The sequence below is a fragment of the Pseudomonas sp. 478 genome (assembly GCF_003254125.1).
GTDB lineage: Bacteria > Pseudomonadota > Gammaproteobacteria > Pseudomonadales > Pseudomonadaceae > Aquipseudomonas.
The window spans coordinates 285,344-304,062 of record NZ_QKZG01000007.1; the positions used below are offsets into that span (position 1 = coordinate 285,344).

Annotated in this window: 18 protein-coding genes; 1 reads left to right on the forward strand and 17 read right to left on the reverse strand. The window is 51.0% G+C overall.

From position 1 onward, the window contains the following. Nucleotides 1-7: 7 nt before the first annotated feature. The gene (locus DFS28_RS16870) at nt 8-661 is read right to left on the reverse strand and encodes a GntR family transcriptional regulator (RefSeq protein ID WP_111450693.1); all 654 of its coding nucleotides are present in this window, start codon (nt 659-661) and stop codon (nt 8-10) included. Nucleotides 662-837: 176 nt separating this feature from the next. On the opposite strand from DFS28_RS16870, the gene DFS28_RS16875 reads away from it, so the two are divergent. After that, on the forward strand, nt 838-1,395 hold the full coding sequence (locus DFS28_RS16875) for a TetR/AcrR family transcriptional regulator (RefSeq protein ID WP_111450694.1): 558 nt from the start codon (nt 838-840) through the stop codon (nt 1,393-1,395). Here the strand turns inward: DFS28_RS16875 and fabF are convergent. The 16 genes from fabF to DFS28_RS16955 all read right to left on the reverse strand — a co-directional run bounded on the left by fabF (nt 1,392) and on the right by DFS28_RS16955 (nt 18,521). Beyond that, nucleotides 1,392-2,666: a beta-ketoacyl-ACP synthase II gene (fabF, locus tag DFS28_RS16880; RefSeq protein ID WP_111450695.1), complete on the reverse strand. Its 1,275-nt coding sequence runs from the start codon at nt 2,664-2,666 to the stop codon at nt 1,392-1,394. The genes DFS28_RS16875 and fabF overlap by 4 nt on opposite strands. Before the next feature lie 32 nt (nt 2,667-2,698). Beyond that, entirely contained in the window at nt 2,699-3,493 is a 795-nt protein-coding gene (locus DFS28_RS16885) for an SDR family oxidoreductase (RefSeq protein ID WP_111450696.1), read from the reverse strand. Nucleotides 3,494-3,699: 206 nt separating this feature from the next. Further along, nucleotides 3,700-4,035: a helix-hairpin-helix domain-containing protein gene (locus DFS28_RS16890; RefSeq protein ID WP_111450697.1), complete on the reverse strand. Its 336-nt coding sequence runs from the start codon at nt 4,033-4,035 to the stop codon at nt 3,700-3,702. 112 nt (nt 4,036-4,147) lie between these two features. Then, the gene (locus DFS28_RS16895; RefSeq protein WP_111450698.1) at nt 4,148-6,142 is read right to left on the reverse strand and encodes a nucleoside-diphosphate sugar epimerase/dehydratase; all 1,995 of its coding nucleotides are present in this window, start codon (nt 6,140-6,142) and stop codon (nt 4,148-4,150) included. A gap of 114 nt (nt 6,143-6,256) precedes the next feature. Beyond that, the gene (locus DFS28_RS16900) at nt 6,257-7,276 is read right to left on the reverse strand and encodes a glycosyltransferase family 4 protein (protein ID WP_111450699.1); all 1,020 of its coding nucleotides are present in this window, start codon (nt 7,274-7,276) and stop codon (nt 6,257-6,259) included. After that, nucleotides 7,273-8,238: an SDR family oxidoreductase gene (locus tag DFS28_RS16905; protein WP_111450700.1), complete on the reverse strand. Its 966-nt coding sequence runs from the start codon at nt 8,236-8,238 to the stop codon at nt 7,273-7,275. Before DFS28_RS16905 ends, DFS28_RS16900 begins: the two co-directional genes overlap by 4 nt. Beyond that, nucleotides 8,238-9,491 carry a glycosyltransferase family 4 protein gene (locus DFS28_RS16910; protein WP_111450701.1) on the reverse strand — a complete coding sequence of 418 codons (1,254 nt, stop codon included), beginning with the start codon at nt 9,489-9,491 and terminating at the stop codon, nt 8,238-8,240. Before DFS28_RS16910 ends, DFS28_RS16905 begins: the two co-directional genes overlap by 1 nt. Before the next feature lie 13 nt (nt 9,492-9,504). Continuing rightward, complete coding sequence (wecB, locus tag DFS28_RS16915; RefSeq protein WP_111450702.1) at nt 9,505-10,635, reverse strand: non-hydrolyzing UDP-N-acetylglucosamine 2-epimerase; 1,131 nt, start codon at nt 10,633-10,635, stop codon at nt 9,505-9,507. 105 nt (nt 10,636-10,740) lie between these two features. Beyond that, nucleotides 10,741-11,859 carry an NAD-dependent epimerase/dehydratase family protein gene (locus DFS28_RS16920; RefSeq protein ID WP_111450703.1) on the reverse strand — a complete coding sequence of 373 codons (1,119 nt, stop codon included), beginning with the start codon at nt 11,857-11,859 and terminating at the stop codon, nt 10,741-10,743. Nucleotides 11,860-11,862: 3 nt separating this feature from the next. Next, the gene (locus DFS28_RS16925) at nt 11,863-12,897 is read right to left on the reverse strand and encodes a polysaccharide biosynthesis protein (protein WP_111450770.1); all 1,035 of its coding nucleotides are present in this window, start codon (nt 12,895-12,897) and stop codon (nt 11,863-11,865) included. A 2-nt stretch (nt 12,898-12,899) separates the two neighbouring features. Then, complete coding sequence (locus tag DFS28_RS16930; RefSeq protein WP_111450704.1) at nt 12,900-14,117, reverse strand: glycosyltransferase; 1,218 nt, start codon at nt 14,115-14,117, stop codon at nt 12,900-12,902. A gap of 85 nt (nt 14,118-14,202) precedes the next feature. Next, on the reverse strand, nt 14,203-15,579 hold the full coding sequence (locus DFS28_RS16935; RefSeq protein ID WP_111450705.1) for a hypothetical protein: 1,377 nt from the start codon (nt 15,577-15,579) through the stop codon (nt 14,203-14,205). Nucleotides 15,580-15,688: 109 nt separating this feature from the next. Then, nucleotides 15,689-17,119 carry a sugar transporter gene (locus DFS28_RS16940; RefSeq protein ID WP_111450706.1) on the reverse strand — a complete coding sequence of 477 codons (1,431 nt, stop codon included), beginning with the start codon at nt 17,117-17,119 and terminating at the stop codon, nt 15,689-15,691. A 407-nt stretch (nt 17,120-17,526) separates the two neighbouring features. Beyond that, a complete protein-coding gene (locus DFS28_RS16945; protein ID WP_111450707.1) occupies nt 17,527-17,766 on the reverse strand; it encodes a LapA family protein in 240 nt (79 codons plus the stop codon). Between the two features lie 27 nt (nt 17,767-17,793). Next, a complete protein-coding gene (gene ihfB, locus DFS28_RS16950) occupies nt 17,794-18,090 on the reverse strand; it encodes an integration host factor subunit beta (protein ID WP_008148724.1) in 297 nt (98 codons plus the stop codon). A gap of 152 nt (nt 18,091-18,242) precedes the next feature. Next, nucleotides 18,243-18,521, reverse strand: a complete 279-nt coding sequence (locus tag DFS28_RS16955; RefSeq protein WP_111450708.1) for a hypothetical protein — start codon at nt 18,519-18,521, stop codon at nt 18,243-18,245. Between the last annotated feature and the right edge of the window lie 198 nt (nt 18,522-18,719).

Here is an 18,719-nt window from a genome sequence, read left to right on the forward strand (position 1 = left end):
TCCTCGATCAGTGATGGGAAGAACGGGTAAGCATCTGCAACAGGAGGTGTTCGGAATCGTCGAGATACAGGCTCATGGCGTCCTCGGCCGCGGGTTTGTCGCCCTCGGCCAACAACTCATGAATCTGCCGGTCACGCGCCAGCCAGGGCGCCTGAAAACGTGACTCATCGGGGGCGGTGCAGAACACCAGGCGCAATTGCGCGACGACGCTGGTGAAGAATTCGTCGAACAACGGACTGCGCAGCAATCCGACGATGTGTTGATGAAAGGCCAGGCTGTGGGTGCCGACGGCGCGCCAGTCTTCGCGCTCCCGGGCGAGCTCGGTGGCTTCCAGGGCTTCGAGCATCCGGTCGGATTGATAGTCGCGCAGCGGCTGACTCGCGCTGATGGCCTGCAACTCCAGAGTGCGCCTGACCTTGAACAGATCTCGCACGTCCTCGACGCCCAATCTGCGCACCATCACGCCCTTGTTGCGCACATAACGGGTCAGTCCTTCCTGCCCCAGGCGATGCAGCGCTTCGCGAATGGTATTGCGGGAGGCGTTGTAGGCGGACACCAGATCGTTTTCCACCAACGCCATGCCCGGCAGCAAACGGCCGCCAATGATGTCAGCGCGCAACTCAAGGGTGATCTGGTCAGCCAGGGACAGTCCGCTGTTCATACTCATCGCCTCGTGATTGTTCAACAATCGTCAGTTAATGAGTAATCACTATTCGTGCCAGTTCGTTCAACGCAGCCGGACGGAGTTGGACTCATCTGCATGCTTTTTAGAAGTAGAAGTACAATCACCATCCCATTTTCATTGGTTAATATGGCGCATTGTTGCGGAGATACCCGATGCGTTACTCGCAGGACCATAAAGCCCAGACCCACCAACGCATCATCAAGGAAGCGTCAGCGCGCTTTCGCCGCGATGGCATTGGCGCGACAGGTCTGCAACCGCTGATGAAAGCACTGGGCCTGACTCACGGCGGCTTCTACTCGCATTTCAAATCCAAGGACGAACTGGTGGAAAAGGCTTTGCAAGCCGCGGGCGAGCAGGTCGATGTGATTTGCGCCGAGCTCTTCGCCCAGGATCGTCCGCTGGAAGCGTTCATCGACGCCTATTTGTCCGAATGGCACCAGACTTCACCCGATGAGGGGTGCCCGTTGCCGACCATGTCATCGGAACTCGGCCTGCGCGGGCAGCAAAGCCCGACCACTGACGTGGTGCTCAACGCACGGCTTGAACAAGTGCAAGGCACGCTTGAAGACGAGGACGCCGCCGACCAAAGCATCGTCATCATGTCGACACTGGTCGGGGCGTTACTGCTGTCACGCAGTGTCGAGAATCCCGAGCTGGCTCAGCGGATTCTCGACGTGACTCGCGCCTATCTCAAACAACCCCGGGACTAACCCTCCCAGCGCTTGAACAGCACGCTGGCATTCACCCCACCAAACCCGAAGCCGTTGGACAGCGCGTATTCGATAGCCATCGGCCGCGCCTGGCCGTGGACGATGTCCACGCCTTGGGCGGCGGGGTCCGGGTTGTCGAAGTTGAGGGTGGCCGGTACGACCTGATCGCGAATTGCCAACAGCGTGAAGATCGCCTCGATACCGCCCGCGGCACCGAGCAAATGTCCGGTGGCCGATTTGGTCGATGTCACAGCGATTTTGTTATCCGCGCCGAACAACGCCTTGATGGCCGCCAACTCTCCCAAGTCCCCGACCGGGGTCGAGGTTGCGTGAGCATTGAGATGCTGCACCTGTGCCGGCGAAATGCCTGCCTGGGCCAATGCCAGCGACATCGCCCGTCGCGCACCGCTGCCATCCTCGGGACCTGCCGTCAGGTGATAGGCATCTGCACTGGTGCCATAACCGACCAGCTCCGCCAACGGTTGAGCACCACGAGCCAAGGCATGTTCCAGGGATTCGATCACCAGAAGGCCAGCGCCCTCCCCCATGACGAAGCCATCGCGGTCACTGTCGAACGGCCGCGAGGCACGTTCCGGGGTGTCGTTGAAACCGCTGGACAAGGCGCGAGCAGCGGCAAACCCGGCGAGACTGACGCGATCGATCGCCGCTTCTGCGCCGCCACATATCGCGATGTCTGCCTCACCACAACGAATCAACCGCGCCGCATCACCAATCGCCTGGACCCCGGCCGCGCAAGCGGTCACCGGCGCACCCAATGGGCCCTTGAAACCGTGCTGGATCGACACATGACCCGCGGCGAGGTTAACCAGAAATGAAGGAATGGTGAACGGTGACAAGCGTCGCGGCCCACGGCTGTCCGTGGTACGCACCGCATCGGCTATCGCCCCGAAACCACCCACGCCGGAGCCGATAATGGTTGCCGTACGCTCCTGAGCATTGGCGTCCGCCGCGTGCCAACCGGCCTGCTCCAGCGCCTGACGCGCCGCTTCCATGGCGAACAGAATAAAGCGGTCCATCTTCTTCTGCTCTTTGGGCGCCGTCGCCCGGTCCGGGTCAAAACCCGCCTCGGGATCGTCAGCCAGCGTCGGCACTGCACCCCCGACCTTGGCCGGCAAATCGGCCACCACCTCATCCGGTAAATTGCGCAACCCGGAACGTCCAGCCAACAGACGCGACCAGACGGCTTCGACGCCAGAACCCAATGGCGACACCAACCCCATGCCCGTTACCACTACTCGACGATCACTCATACCGCAAATACCTCAAGCCGATTCATGACGCCTCACGTGTAACGCGCGGCGGCCTTACTCTTGGAAAGATTCGGCGCCATGACAAGACGCGCCGCAACGAAGGCATCCCAGTCGGCCACATCCGGCAACGAAGGAATGGTGATCAACTCACCCTGATCCAGACCCGACAACGCAGCATCGACCATATCATCGGCTTCCATGACCATATCCGCCGGAATCTGGGTAGCATCGAAACCGGAGCGCTCGAAGATTTCGGTGCGCGTTACACCTGGCAACACGGCCTGCACCTTGACCCCGGTGCCCTCCAGTTCGGCGTTCAACGATTGAGTCAGACTTAACACATAAGCCTTGCTGGCGCTGTAAGTTGCATTGAAACGCTCTGGGAACAACGCAACCACTGATGCAATGTTGATAATCGTCCCGCGGCCCGCCTTGGCAAAACTGGCGGCCGCTGCCGAGGCCAACCGCGTGACCGTTGTCACGTTCAGTTGAATCAAACGTTCCAGCTGATCCATGTCGGCATTGGCCAACAAACCATCCGCTGCAACCCCGGCGTTGTTCAGTAACAGGCTGATACTCGAATCACTGCGAAGACGCTGTTCAAGCTTTAGCACCTCATCCTTTTGCGTCAGATCCGCCTTGAGCACCTCGACCTGAACGCCATGCTCGGCGCGCAACTTGCTCGCCGCAGCTTCCAGCCGCTCTTGATCACGGGCGACCAATAACAAATCAAAACCACGCGCCGCCAATCGCTCGGCGTAAATCGCACCGATACCGGAAGAAGCACCGGTGACGAGGGCGGTACCTTGGGACTGGACAGAGTTCATGACTGTGCTCCTGGGAAATGCCTAAGGGAAAGACAAGCGCCTGAGGCTCAGAGCGCTTGGCGGAAAACCGATTTATTATAGGCATAATTTAAGGCGTATATGATAGCCGTAATTTTTCACGTATCGACAGAAGGCGCACCCTCCCAGCGTTCGCCAGAAAGCAAAAAGGCCGATCAATGACCGGCCCCTGGCGCTGACGTATAAGCTTAGTTCACCTCAAGCTTCTCGCGATTCTTATCCAGAATCGCTTTACCGATCCCCTTCACTTCAAGCAGCTCGTCCACCGACGCAAACGGCCCATTACCCACACGATAAGCAACAATCGCCTTGGCCTTGGCTTCACCCACACCAGACAACTCGCGCTGAAGGGTTGGCGCATCGGCCTGATTCAGATCGACCTTGCCGGACTGCGTCTTGGGAGAAACTTCCAGCACTAAGGGTGGATTGCCAGCCTCTGGCTTGGCCGTCGGCGCAGCAATGGCCGCAATAGAGGCGCTGGTGAGCAGGGCGAAAACCAGAGAGTAGAAATAGCCAGTACGCATAAATGACGCTCCATGACATCGATTGAGAAAGCAGCTTTTCCGAAGCTGCCTTCTAAACTTAGGCGATGTCTGGAGCCTGTCAAAAATGTGTCCGTTACAGGATGTGAAACAATCAGGGTTCGAGGCGACGTTGCTGGTAGATCCAGTCGACGATATCGCCGTCGGGGGTGTAGCCGCTGACGGTATCGCGCAGCAATTGGCGAACACGCGCGTAGTCGTCCTGTTCAACCGCTTTGAGCAACTCAGTCAGCTTTGACTTAAGCACATCCCAAGGCAGGTGATCCTCGTTGGCACTCATGATCATCGGGTGCTGAGTGGCGGCCACATTGTCGCCGATCAATAACTCTTCGTAGAGTTTTTCGCCCGGACGCAGCCCGGTGAACTCAATAGAGATATCACCATGCAGATTTTTTTCCGAACGGACACTCAACCCGGATAAATGAATCATCTTCTCGGCAAGTTCGACGATCCGCACTGGCTCGCCCATGTCCAGGACGAAAACATCTCCCCCCTGCCCCATTGAGCCTGCCTGAATCACCAGTTGCGCGGCTTCGGGAATGGTCATGAAATAACGAGTGATCTTCGGATGAGTGACCGTCAGCGGCCCACCCGACTTGATCTGCTTGTGAAACAGCGGAATCACCGAGCCGGACGACCCCAGGACATTGCCGAAACGCACCATGGTAAACCGTGTTTTGTTAACTTGAGACACATTGGTCTTGTCACCAAACATCACTGGTGCCACTTCCCGGCTCAATGCCTGCAACGTCAGTTCCGCCAAGCGTTTTGTACTGCCCATCACATTAGTAGGACGCACAGCCTTGTCTGTGGAGATGAGCACGAAGTTCGATACACCCGCTTGAAGAGCCGCCTGAGCGGTATTCAACGTGCCAATTACATTGTTCAATACCCCTTCGGCGATATTATGTTCGACCATCGGGACATGCTTGTACGCGGCAGCGTGATATACCGTATCCACACGCCAGGTTTTCATCACATCCAGCATCTTATCCTGATTACGTACAGAACCTAGAATCGGCAACAGACGCACCGATAGCGACTCATGTGCGATACGTTGCTCCAGCTCCAACAGAATGTTGTAAAGATTGAATTCACTGTGTTCGAACAATAAAAGCGTGGTGGGCTGCAATGCCAGAATCTGGCGACAAAGCTCGGAACCGATAGAACCACCGGCTCCCGTGACCAGAACCGATTGGTCTTTGATGCAATGCTCAAGTAGGTCGCCCTGTGCCGGCACTGTGTCGCGGCCGAGCAGGTCGGCGATATCGACTTCCTGAATGTCATCTACCTTGACCCGGCCGCTGGCAAGATCCATGAAGCCGGGAACGCTTCGTACGTGTAGCGGAAATCTTTCCAGAAAGCCAAGAATTTCACGGCGGCGTCCGCGATTCGCCGACGGCACCGCCAACAAGATTTCTTGCGCTCCAGTGACGTCTATCATGCGTTGAATATGCTTGGGCTTATAGACCTGCAAGCCGGAAATCACGCGTTCGGCAATGCTTTTGTCATCATCAATGAACGCCACCGGGCGCATGGCCCGCCCCATGCGCAGGGCTGCAACCAACTGATTGCCAGCAGCACCGGCACCATAGATTGCGACGCGAGGCAGCCCATCGTCCCGATTGGTAAATGGCACATGCTGAGCGGCAGAGAACCAGTCCCCCAGAAAATACTGGCGCATGGCCAGGCGCAATCCGCCTACCATGATGAGGCTTAGCCACCAGTAGTTGAAAATGATCGAGCGAGGCACAACATTTTCATGGTTGCTGTACCAGAAAACCACGACCCCAAGAATCAACGAAGAGAGGCTGACAGCCTTGATAATCGCAATTAGGGCATCGTTACCAAAATAGCGCATTACCGCCCGGTACAAACCGAACCGAATAAAGAGAGGAATCGCTATAATCGGAGCGGCCAAAAATAGCCAAAAGTGTTGAGTAAATGGATTTATCATGTCGTCTATGCCCAATCGCACGACGAATGACATCCACAATGCCAGCCAAACAAGCACGCAATCAGATATGACTTGCAAAATACGCTTGCGGCGTCGGGGAAGGCTTAACAAATATACCCGTATATTATCCATAAACCTCTTTCGCACTCCTGGAAGCCTCTAGCACTAAATACCTAATGTCAGATATCCAGATATTTAACCACTGGGACAGCTGTCATGACCTAATCAACTGAAAAGAAACGCACATTAATTTGCTTTCTCCAGTTCACCAGCGTGAAATTTGACAGCGAGCAAAACGAGAGGGACATAGGCCAACACTAGGCCGAGCAAACCATCGAGGCCCAATACTCCGACACAGAAGGCGATCGGAAGCAGCCAGACTAGATTTATCACCACAACACCCAGTGTCACCGGCAGATGACGACCTACCTTGCGTGAAGCGAACTGATAGCCATGACTGCGATGCGCTTCATAAACCTTATCGCCACGCACAAGGCGCCGAATCAGGGTGAAGGTCGCGTCAACAATAAATACCCCTAGCAAGATCAACCAGGCCCAGAGCAGTTGCGGCGAAACCCAGGAGGCCTGGATCGAGATCACACCGAGCACCACACCTAAAAACCCGCTTCCTGCGTCCCCCATAAAAATGCGCGCGGGAGGGAAGTTCCAGAACAGAAATCCTCCGACCGCCATAGCCAACAACGCCGGAACCCACATCAGGCTCTCGAATCCGCCAAACCAATAAAGCAGACAAGCGCCGAAGCAGGCCGAAATTGCCTCTACACTGGCAATACCATCGATGCCGTCCATGAAGTTGTACAGATTGAGCATCCAGACAAGATAGAATGCGGCCAGAATACAACCGATCCAACCAAGGTCGAGGCTCATGCCAAACACGGAAACTGGGGGTAAACCTCCCAACCAGAACAAGGACCACGCCGCGGCACAAAAATGTCCAAGCAAGCGCCAACGAGCAGCAATATGACCGTGATCATCCATAAAACCGACGATCGCTACCAATGCACCCGCACCGCCTATTGCGACTAATACCGGCACGGTTACCAACTGAGCCCAAGCAAGAATTGGCAGTACCAGCAAAAATGCCAGGACAATTGCGACACCACCCCCGCGAGGGGTGGGTACAGAGTGAGAACTTCGCGCGTTCGGAATATCAATAATGCTGCGAGCCAAAGCATAGCGTCGCAAAGCAGCAGTCAATACCAACGAAACACCAGCCACCGCCGGAATCAGCCACCAATAGATCATTGCTTTTTACTTTCCTGAAAATTTTGTGCCGTGGCTTTCAATGCGTCTTCTGCAGAGACTGGAGGCAACCATCCCAGCAGGGAGCGCGTCTTACTGATATCGACTTGCAACGACCCACACAGACGGTTTGATAGCGACTTCCTCCCCATTAATGCAGCGGTGCCACTTAAAGCCCAGGAAGGTATTGGTAAAAGGCGCGCCGGTCGACCAAGAGCCGATGCCATCTTTCGCAGCAGCTGTGTTGTAGAAAGATCTTCACCATCACTGACTAGAAAAGTCTGATTGGCGGCCGCTGGATGACTGATACACGTGATGATTAAATCCACCAAATTATCCAACGCTACAAGACTGCGATTGTTGTGGATCGCTCCAAAAGGCAAAGGAATACCTTTATCAAGCCAGTTCATCATACTCCGGAAATTGGCCTTGACCCCAGGGCCATAAACCAACACTGGCCGTATGATAACGACCTCCATCCCAGTTTCAGCGGCAAGTTCACGCAGGCCCTGCTCGGCCTCCATCTTTGAGACTCCATACGGGTCTGCGGGCGCTGGAATATCTTCCGGCGTATAGGCGACACCCGCAGGTGTGCCCTCTCCATTGACTTTGATGGAACTGATAAAAATAAAGCGCCGGACACCGGCTTTGACGGCGTGGCGTGCCAGGTTCAACGTACCTTCGACATTGATCTTTCGAAAGGCCGCCAGGGGGTCAGCCTCAGTATCATTCATCACATGAACACGAGCCGCTGCGTGTATGACGACATCTACACCACCAAGGCTCTCTTTCCATGGAGTAGCACCATCAAAACTGTCAACGTGGACAGTCTTGACCTTACCCTCGAGTAATTTCGACCCGTTACGTAATGCGGCAATAACTGTGCGGTTTTCGGCAACCAAGCGCTTCAGCGTTGCCCCACCCACGAAACCAGTTGCCCCGGTTAGAAATACAGAGTGCGACATTATTTGGCAGCCTTTCGTAAAGTCGCATCGCGAAATAGTTTTTCCAGACGGAGCATAAGAGTCGGTTTCGAAAAGTGGCTCAAGTAATAGGAACGGCCGGCTTGGCCCATAATTACTCGTTGAGCGACATCAGTGGTTGCCAACTTCAGCGTAATTCTTGCAAGCCCTTGGGTATCACCAGAGGAACAGGCAAAACCGGCCCCGGACTCTTCAATTATCCTTGCGGCCTCACCATTGATCATGCCCAAAACTGGTTTGCTCGAAGCCAAATAGGCCTGGACTTTGCCGGGTATGGTTTTCTCGAACACATCGTTGGTTTTCAATGAAACCAAGAGCGCGTCCGCACAAGCAAATAGGCCTGGCATTGCACTCAATGGATGGCGCCCCAAAAGCAACACGTTACTCAAGCCTCTTAACCCAACTTGCTCGCTCAACCATTTACTCATGCGCCCGTCTCCCACAATCACCCAACGGACAGAAACTCTGTCTTTCAATGACTCTACGGCGTCTAACACCGCAGGAAAGTCTTGCGCCTCACCCAAATTCCCGGCAAAAACGACTGTGAAAACGGAGTCATCACGCTCGAGTAAACTCGAAGATATTGGCGATGAAACTGAAAAATCATCCTCCGCCCAGCTTGGAAAATAGACCAGCCGCTCAAGAGAGATATCTTTAGTGCAGTATTGCTTTACATTATCAGTAAAGCCTTCTGATTGTAGTAGCAGATAATCTGCGCGGTTATAGATCCACGAAACCATTCGCCCAACCATGGCCAACAACGTGGGATGCCGAAGTACGCCAACAGCCCTGAGAGTTTCTGGCCAAAGATCAAGCACCCAGATAAAAACTGGGGTCTTTTTCATTCGTCCTAAAATCACTGCTGGAATCGCAGCCATAATAGGTGACACCGCATAAACGAAAATAGCGTCGAACTTCTGATTACGAAGTTTTATAGCACCTAACGTTGAAGCGCTCAAAAAGAAAGAAAGATAATTAAAAATCAGAGTAAGGCTTCGCTTACCTCTCGGCATAATCGGAACCCGGATCAAGCGGGCACCGAAGTACTCCTTAAAATTAGCAGGGTTCGTCTTGTAGTCAGTAAAAACGCTGCCCTCAGGGTAATTGGGCAATCCTGTAAGCACAGTAACTTCATGGCCAGCCTCAGCAAAATCACGAACTAAATCGTTTATTCGCATATTCTCTGGCCAGAAATATTGAGTAACCACCAAGATTTTTAATTTATTCTTAGTCATTCCGAAACTCAACTTAGTACTTTTTCCAAACGACCCTATTTACATAATCACGATAGCTATGGAGAATCCTCACCACTTTTTCAGCTACGTTCGGCATGCTGTAGTCTGCTACCAGTCGCAGGCTGCGCTCCTCATCCCGGCCTTGACCCTCCAATACCTGCAAGCCCTGCATCGCACGCTCAACCTCCAGGCCGACCATCATGACGGCGGCCTCCTCCATACCTTCTGGACGCTCATGCGCTTCCCGAATATTCAATGCCGGAAAGTTCAGAATAGAGGATTCTTCGTTGATCGTGCCGCTATCTGACAAAACAGCTTTGGATTCAAGTTGCAGTTTATTATAGTCCTTGAAGCCAAGAGGCTTGAGCAGACGTACGTTTTTGTGGAACGTCACACCCATAGCATCAACGCGTTTCTGGGTACGAGGGTGAGTCGAAACAATGACCGGATAGCCATAATGCTCTGCTACAGTATTCAGTACTTCCACCAACTTACCAAAGTTAGTATCGGAGTCAATGTTCTCTTCACGGTGTGCGCTAACAACAAAAAACTTGCCCTTCTCCAACCCCAGACGTTCCAGCACATCCGATGCTTCAATACCTTCACGGTAATGATTGAGCACTTCGAACATCGGACTCCCTGTCTTGATGACCATGTCGGGAGACAGGCCTTCACGCAGCAGGTAATCACGAGCTATCGTGCTGTAAGTCAGATTGATATCTGCGGTGTGATCGACAATGCGACGATTAATCTCTTCAGGTACGCGCATGTCGAAACAGCGGTTGCCAGCTTCCATATGAAAGGTAGGAATCTTGCGGCGCTTGGCAGGTATCACCGCCATGCAGCTATTAGTATCACCCAGCACCAGCAGTGCTTCGGGCTGCACTTCGGCCAGTACCCGATCGACAGCGATGATCACGTTGCCGATGGTTTCCGCGCCCGTTACGCCCGCAGCATTGAGAAAGTGATCAGGTTTGCGAATACCCAGATCCTGGAAAAAAATCTCATTCAGTTCATAGTCATAGTTCTGACCTGTGTGAACCAGTACGTGATCACAATACTGATCGAGCTTGGCCATCACCCGGGACAAACGGATAATTTCTGGACGGGTTCCTACTACCGTGACAACTTTCATTTTTTTCATTCAAATTCTACCTGATCTATCAAAACGAGCCGGAGGCTCAGGACGCCCGCGACTTCTCCACTGAAGCGTCCTACCGTTATCCGGCACTAGCAAAGATTGCGATATCTACGCCCGAGTTCCCACCGGGCGTGCATACGTGTCAGGTCGCTCACGATCAAAAATCTCGTTAGCCCAAAGCATAACGATCATTTCGTCATCTCCGATATTGGTGATGTCGTGCGTCCACCCCGTCACCGTCTCAACGATTTCTGGCTGCTCTCCTGTAGTGAAAAGCTCATAGAACTCACCAGACAAGATATGCCGAAACCGGAAGCATGCCTTCCCCCTGATAACCAAAAATTTCTCGGTTTTAGAGTGATGGTAATGCCCCCCACGAGTCACACCAGGGTGCGCCGTAAAGTAGGAAAACTGACCGCTGTCACTGGTCTTAAGCATCTCCACGAATGTACCGCGGGGATCACCATATTTAGGTATCGAATAGCTAAAACGTTCTGGAGGAAGGTAGCTGACATAAGTGGAGTAAAGAGCGCGAACCAGCCCTGTTCCAACGGCCTCAGTAATCAGGCTAGACCGACTATCACGAAATGCTCGTAACTGATCAGCCAATGCACCTACACTAATACTGTATTGCGGCTCGACGACAACGAACGTCTCATTGGACAGTTGCCCGTCCATGGTAGCGATAAACCGAGCAATGACATCATCAATATAAACAAGATTGATGAGTGCCTGCGGATCATTGATATGTATAGGCAATTCGTGGACGATATTATGGCAAAATGTAGCAACTGCAGAGTTGTAGTTTGGACGCGCCCACTTCCCAAAAACATTCGGTAAGCGAAACAAATACACTGGAGAATTAGAGTGTTTGCTCAAGGCAAGCAAGGCGTCTTCGGCTCCTCGCTTGCTACTGCCATATGGATTATCCAATTCCGCTTGACTGGATGAAGTGTAAAGCACGGGTACCGATCTACCACCAGCGGTTATAGCGTCACACAAAGCCCTGGTCAGATCCGTATTACCGGTTTTGAACTCCTCTGGGCTCTGAGGTCGATTTACACCAGCAAGATGAAAGATGAAATCCACATCACGCACCAGCTCGGGAAGCTGTGAAATGTTGTCGTCCCGAGTGAAAGGTACGACCTCCACATCCGCCCGCTCATTCAGATGCGCAATGAGGTTCTTACCGACAAAACCGTTGGAGCCCGTGATCAATACTTTCATCGATCATTCCTCCGGCGTTGCGTGCTCGCCACGCTGAATGGCCCGCATGAAATCCAGCTTCAACAATAACTGTTTCATGCCTTCAACATCCAGACGTTCTGTATTATGGGAGTTGTAATCTTCAGTTCGCGAAATCTTTTCTTCACCTTGCTCGACGAATTTCGAGTAGTTCAAATCGCGTAAGTCTGGTGGCACACGGTAGTATTCGCCACGATCTTCGGCACACGCCATTTCTTCACGGCTCAGAAGTGCCTCAAACAGCTTCTCGCCGTGGCGAGTGCCGATAACCTGAATTGGATGCTCAGGTTTTTTGAGCATCTGAGTCAGCGCCTTGGCCAGAACCTCAACGGTTGCGGCAGGAGCCTTCTGCACGAACAGATCACCATTGTTTCCGTGCTCGAATGCATACAAGACCAGATCGACCGCATCAGCTAGTGTCATCATGAAACGGGTCATGTTCGGATCGGTCAGGGTCAATGGCTTGCCGTCCCGAATCTGTTGAATAAGCAGGGGAATGACCGACCCCCTTGACGCCATAACATTTCCGTAACGGGTCCCGCAGATAATGGTTTTATCGTCATCAGCATTACGCGATTTGGCGACCATGACCTTTTCCATCATCGCTTTGGATATGCCCATAGCATTGATAGGGTAAACCGCCTTATCGGTACTCAGACAGACAATCCGTTTGACCTCGTTCTGGATAGCGGCCTCGAGCAGATTTTCGGTACCAATCACGTTGGTTTTGACTGCTTCCATTGGGTGGAACTCGCAGGAAGGGACCTGTTTGAGAGCCGCCGCGTGGAAAATGTAGTCAACACCTCGGGTAGCGTTCAAGACGCTTTGATAGTCGCGCACATCGCCAATATAGAATTTGAGCTTCGAACTGGCGTAATGCTTACGCATGTCATCCTGCTTTTTTTCATCGCGACTAAAAATCCGAACTTCAGCAATGTCAGAGTCAAGGAAGCGCTTCAGCACCGCATTGCCAAAGGAACCGGTACCGCCAGTGATCAACAATTTCTTATCGCTAAAAATAGTCAACTATATTTCTCCATAAAATCTACAATTTTTCGACCGACGGCGGCGCTAGATTTGCGTTCCAAAGCCCAAACTTTACCACATGCGGCCTTCTGCAACAAAAGCTGCTGGTCTGCGTTATCAATGGCCTGCAGAGCACTGCTGATCCCGGAAATCGAGAACTCCTCAATCACATTGAAAAACTCAAAATATTCATCAGGTATTCCACCCAAGCGCGTGGTCAGCACCGGAACGCCGCTAACCATATACTCCAGCAACTTGGAAGGAAAAGAATAGCGCGTATAGGTTTCCTGTGGGTCACGGCTTAAAACCAACAATGCAGATAGAGACTGAATAGATGATACTTCTAAGGGGGTGATATTTCCCAAATATCTAACGGCAGGGCATCTTTTCGAGGCATCGATCAGAAACTCCTCTAAGTCGCCGCGACCACAAAGCCAAAGTTCATAATCCAAATCAGACTGGATAAAACCCTCGACAAGTTCCGCAATACCGTAGGCCCTGTTCAAACCTCCACCGTAGAAAATAATCTTCTTGGCCGGCACCTCGGGCTCAGGGGATTGTTTGACGCATCTATCCGCAAGCGTACTCCCTGCAATCCCCTCAAGTACCCAATAGGGTTTCTTACGCCATGACGCATTGTCTTCAACCATATATTTGCTGATTACAAAGAGCCCCGAAGAGGCGCTTATGAGGTAATCAATAATGCCCCCATCGATTTTTTTGAAAAACTTCAACAATGACGACCTCTGCATCCCCATATCCATAAAGGAAGGAAGATCCGGCACATATACAAAGAATGGAACATTGAAAAATTTCTTAAATAAGTAAGCTGCCATTAAATTAGGTGTATGGGCAGCGTACACACATACCGCGTCAAGTCCTCTACGCCTTACCTCACTGAGTGCCAAGATGGCTCCCAAGAAGCGTGAGAATAACTTCAGAATCGGCAAATTCAACAATGGAGTCACAACGCCTCGGATACCGGCCTCATCGACAAAGCGTGCACCAGGGAAATAAATCCTCTTGTTTCGCGGGTAAGTTGAAACCGCTAGACTAGCGACTGACTCGACATCGACACCGCCTATTTTCAAGGCCTCCCGAAATCGCCCTTCTAGCTTATAAGCGGCCACTTGTGGAAAAGGATCATTCTTTGAGAATTGCTCAAAGTACTGATCTCCTACATAAAATCCCAACAACGCTACTTTCTTACCCATCCCCCCTCCTCGCGACTCCCTGAAAAACGCATAAATACCTTCGACAGCCACTAACAAAAATGCGTCCCGAAGAACGCACTGACGCTCATCGCAGATGCTGATTCTTCAAATTCGCCAACGAGCCTCTAAAAATGCTAAGGAGGTAACGATAGCCTACAAAAACAAACAGCATCAGGAAGACCCAAAGCAGTCCATGATCATAGATAATTGGGCCTTCTAACGGTAACTGCGAATAATGATACCCGGCTATAGCACCAGTGAGTGCCAGTGATCCAGTCACGGCATTCAAATGTAACGGAAGACACGTAAACAACCCCAAAGCCAACGAAGCACAAATAAGAAAACCGATCGCTACCGGCCAACCACCCAATGCATACCCTGAAACATGAACAGCTGCCGGAGCAGTGCCCCTCCCATTAAAACTGTCATTAAACATCCGGGTATAAATAAAAGTACTTGGACGACATGCCGGCCCTATTTTCGCTTGTGCGAGAATACCACCACATACGGCACCTTCCCGCGTAAAGAGCTCATAGTAGTAGGGATAAATAATAGCCATACGATTCACCGCAGCAAATATAAGCATTGGCGCATTTTTTGTTGCCGCCGCGCCAACATCTACAATTTTAGTTCGCGGAACAGATGGAATAGCTGAAGCCTCAACGATCTGCGCGGTCTGCGCGGTCGACACGATTGACTCGGTTGACTCAGTTGCTGCAAGGCGGAATACGAATGCCGAAATCAAGAAATAAACGGCTATCAGTAGAACCCCCCCGAGCGCTGTCTTCAGGTAAGCGTGTCGTTTGGCATACACGAAGATTGCAAGAACCAAACCAGCATAAAATATAAGGATAGGCCATTTCATGTTCAGCATAATCAAAAAAACGGACATAACTATACTGTTGAAAACACTTGCCCCCACCCAAAACCAACTTCTCTCCCGCATCCATCGCACTAAGGAATAGATAGACAAAAAGTGAAGGAGAGACATCATCACCATTAAAGGGAAAAAACCGACCTGGCTTCTGATCTTGAAACGTGCCACAACGGAAGCAACCGCATCAGCACCATTTAAAAACAGCGAAAAAGCGTCCGCCTTCAACAAAGCGTACAAAACAATGCCATAGCAAGCGACCAATATGGAAAGGTATTCGACTTTCGAAAACTCAATGACAAAACGCGACAATTTAAGAACAGCCCCACACAACACCTTTCTCACCAATACAACCACAAGAGGCGTGAGCACAAAGGGCACCAATAGCAGCACCCAATATCCCAGGCTAAACAGCGTATCGAAATTCAGGATATCAGCAGTATACTCGCTTCTTAAAAGCTCAACCTTTCCGAAAGGAAAGCTGTAAATTATATTACCCAGCACTACCGTAAAAAAATAAGCCGAAAGAAATATAATCGGAGCCAAATTTCTGGACACCCAGACTCTAAACCCATCTAATAACTTCATTGCTTTATCTGCCCGCCAATTATAATCAACTTAAAAACCTCGCCCACCAACCCAGCCGTACAATCAGCTGCCACCATCTAGAAGACATGATTAATTATATCATTGATCATTAAACAACTCCTCCAGCCAACCCTTTCCACCTGACACCCTTCCAGAGCGCCAAGAGGCTAATAGCAAAAAATCCTAATAGCCACATTATTGACTTCACTCGCCAATCACTCAACCCCAACCAATCGCCCAATGCATAATAATAAACAGAACCTATTATCGCAACCAAAGAAGAAACGATTAGCGGCGTTAGAAGACAGCGATAAAGGCTTATTTTTTTCTGGATACTGTAAGCAACAAGCAAAAAATAAAGACCTTGTGCAAGCATTAGCCCAATTGAAACACCATAGATCCCCCAAAATCTTCCGCCCACGTATGAAAAGACAATTGAGACCAACGCCGAACCAACAGACAAAACTGCTAGCAATCTCATCTTGCGATGAACTTCCAATCTTTTCTGTATGTACACAGAGGAAGAGTTGAGAAACACGCTCACAAAGGAGAAAAACACAACCCACAGAGACACATCGATAGTTTTGCCAGTCAATCGCTCAAAAAAATCGAACCCTACAAAGCTTAAAGCGCACCACAAGAGAGAGAAAGTAACTACGAGGAAGCCAAACGAGCTTTCTATTATACTAGCAGCAAATCGTTTTTCCCTGAACTTTCTAATCACCAACGGATGAACCACCATCAGCAGTGGCATACTCAATAAACCAGCCCCACCGGCAAATAAATCTTTCAGAGACAGATAAGTATCACCATGCTCAATATCGTAATACCCAATCGCAAATCGATCCGCAGCAGCCATAACCAACATACCGAAGATCCAAGGCGACAAGGCCGCGCCATACTGATACAAAGATCCCACAATGCTTTTAAACTTTTCATGGAACCTTAATGGATTAGAAAATCCAAGCCTCCTCACAACACTAAACAAAAGAAGAGCGGAGGCAGAAATATATCCAACTGACAAAGCGATTAATGCGTATCGAAAATCAACACCCAACTTATCAAATAACGTAAAAATCAATACCGCCTGCACACCCGCCTGGAGAACAGCGGCCCTCAACTGCGGCCATACCAAAAAATCGGCTTGACAAACCGACGACAAAAAGAAAAATAATATTTGACTGACACACAAACCGCAGACGCAAACAAAAACGAAATCACCCTCTATAAAAAATACGCAAACAGAGGCAGCCATTACCCCTGCTATTGGCGCTATAAGCAATATCACGACCAAAGAGCTTGAAAAAAAACTTTTCTTATCGTCACTTCCCGAAAAGTGATAGACGTATGAGTTACCCACCCACCCTGCAAACAGCTGCGCAGCTATCAATGCGCAAGTTACACAAACAGAATAACTAACGTACTGCCCAGCCGGAAAAAATTTATACAGAAAAAAAACGAAAAAAATCCCCATAAAAGCAGGAATTAATTTTACTGGAACATATAAAAAAAACTTAGATAGAAATGCGTTATTATTCATCGATCAACCAATGATATTACTATTCCATGACTCATTAAAATAGTTTGCCGCTGATCTAGATCTCGGCCACAAAATATATGAGAGACCACCTTAAAACAGGCAAATCTCAACATTCGAAACCTTGAAACTTTGGCGGGTCAGAAAAACTAGGCAAGCACAGTATACTGGATTGCATATTCACTCATCCGACCGGACTATCAACGATTGCAAGGGCATAGCGTATTCCGTCAAGGGCCACGATGAGAAACCTAATTCTCGAAACGACCTAGCTGGTCGTTTAGGTTCGCATGTTTACCTAACACGCGCAAGGATCGAACCAACAGCACTGGAGAGCAACGACTTTTCAAGTAATACCTTCAGAAGACATTTTTGGCTCTTTACATACCCATGCCACCGGAGAAAGCCATTTAGACCATACGCCTGCCACGAGCTCGGGAGGTGCGACTAAGCAACCAACCAATGCAGGGCCCGATCACCATCCCGGTCAGCAGCGCAAAAACCATGACCAGCGATACCGGCAGTTGCGGCCCCGCCCACCCCAGAAACAGCAGGGAAACCGATTGCTGATTCTCGAGAACGAACGCAAGGATCGCCAAAATCAGCAACAGGACGAATACGGCGAGCAGTACGCGCTTTAGGTTACGCATAAGCGGTTCCTTGAATTGCGGTGGCCGTCAAAGCATCTCCTCCTCGTCCTCGTTCACACGGTCACGCAATTCTTTGCCTGGCTTGAAATGCGGCACGAACTTGCCGTCGAGGCTGACGGACTGACCGGTTTTTGGATTGCGACCTACGCGCGGCGCGCGGTAGTGCAAGGAGAAGCTGCCAAACCCACGGATCTCGATGCGATCACCGGTGGCCAGACATTGGGACATTTGTTCAAGCATGGTCTTGATGGCCAGCTCCACATCCTTGGATGAGAGCAGCCCTTGATGGGTGACAATTCGTTCGATCAACTCCGACTTCGTCATATTTTTCCCTTCTTTTTCAAGCAGCTAGATCAGCGCTTCAAAGGTTTTAGCACGCCCCGATGAATTTGAACAGCCTGAGTTTTTGACATCTTTCACCAACAATGAGATGCCCTCTTCCAGGGCAGCGGAACACTGTTCGTGCACTCACACACTCATCGACAGATGACCAGCATGGTGCGCGTCAGATAGCCCGCGGGATTGAAGCCAAAGGGGTACTCATCCTCGTCTTTGGCATCATCTGACCTGGCTACAACTTTGTAGCCCGCCGCCTTGCACTCCTTGCTCGCGCGCTTGCGACACTTCTCCCATCCCGAGCCCAGCCCGGAACAATCGATCTCGATGCCACTGACCCCACGCACCGCGTGAGTCTTGGCATTAGTGGTACAGCCTGCCAGTGTCAATACTGCTATGACGACAATGAGCTTGTTCATTCACTTCCTTAGGCCGGATACGCCGCCCGACGGCCGCTCGCTTCAAGCTAGAGACTAGCTGTAAATAAACGATTGATCCGACTAAAGAAAGAGACAACTTGTTGAGAGGATTGGTTTCACGGCAAACAATCACGACGTTGCGAGACCATCAAAATCACCAAATCACAGGCACAAAAAAGGGCGACCGAAGTCGCCCTT

Bases quoted from the DNA above. Each gene is read 5' to 3' on its own strand.
- DFS28_RS16870 (WP_111450693.1), bottom strand. From the start codon at position 661: ATGAACAGCGGACTGTCCCTGGCTGACCAGATCACCCTTGAGTTGCGC.
- DFS28_RS16875 (WP_111450694.1), top strand. From the start codon at position 838: ATGCGTTACTCGCAGGACCATAAAGCCCAGACCCACCAACGCATCATC.
- fabF (WP_111450695.1), bottom strand. From the start codon at position 2,666: ATGAGTGATCGTCGAGTAGTGGTAACGGGCATGGGGTTGGTGTCGCCA.
- DFS28_RS16885 (WP_111450696.1), bottom strand. From the start codon at position 3,493: ATGAACTCTGTCCAGTCCCAAGGTACCGCCCTCGTCACCGGTGCTTCT.
- DFS28_RS16890 (WP_111450697.1), bottom strand. From the start codon at position 4,035: ATGCGTACTGGCTATTTCTACTCTCTGGTTTTCGCCCTGCTCACCAGC.
- DFS28_RS16895 (WP_111450698.1), bottom strand. From the start codon at position 6,142: ATGGATAATATACGGGTATATTTGTTAAGCCTTCCCCGACGCCGCAAG.
- DFS28_RS16900 (WP_111450699.1), bottom strand. From the start codon at position 7,276: ATGATCTATTGGTGGCTGATTCCGGCGGTGGCTGGTGTTTCGTTGGTA.
- DFS28_RS16905 (WP_111450700.1), bottom strand. From the start codon at position 8,238: ATGTCGCACTCTGTATTTCTAACCGGGGCAACTGGTTTCGTGGGTGGG.
- DFS28_RS16910 (WP_111450701.1), bottom strand. From the start codon at position 9,491: ATGACTAAGAATAAATTAAAAATCTTGGTGGTTACTCAATATTTCTGG.
- wecB (WP_111450702.1), bottom strand. From the start codon at position 10,635: ATGAAAAAAATGAAAGTTGTCACGGTAGTAGGAACCCGTCCAGAAATT.
- DFS28_RS16920 (WP_111450703.1), bottom strand. From the start codon at position 11,859: ATGAAAGTATTGATCACGGGCTCCAACGGTTTTGTCGGTAAGAACCTC.
- DFS28_RS16930 (WP_111450704.1), bottom strand. From the start codon at position 14,117: ATGGGTAAGAAAGTAGCGTTGTTGGGATTTTATGTAGGAGATCAGTAC.
- DFS28_RS16935 (WP_111450705.1), bottom strand. From the start codon at position 15,579: ATGAAGTTATTAGATGGGTTTAGAGTCTGGGTGTCCAGAAATTTGGCT.
- DFS28_RS16940 (WP_111450706.1), bottom strand. From the start codon at position 17,119: ATGAATAATAACGCATTTCTATCTAAGTTTTTTTTATATGTTCCAGTA.
- DFS28_RS16945 (WP_111450707.1), bottom strand. From the start codon at position 17,766: ATGCGTAACCTAAAGCGCGTACTGCTCGCCGTATTCGTCCTGTTGCTG.
- ihfB (WP_008148724.1), bottom strand. From the start codon at position 18,090: ATGACGAAGTCGGAGTTGATCGAACGAATTGTCACCCATCAAGGGCTG.
- DFS28_RS16955 (WP_111450708.1), bottom strand. From the start codon at position 18,521: ATGAACAAGCTCATTGTCGTCATAGCAGTATTGACACTGGCAGGCTGT.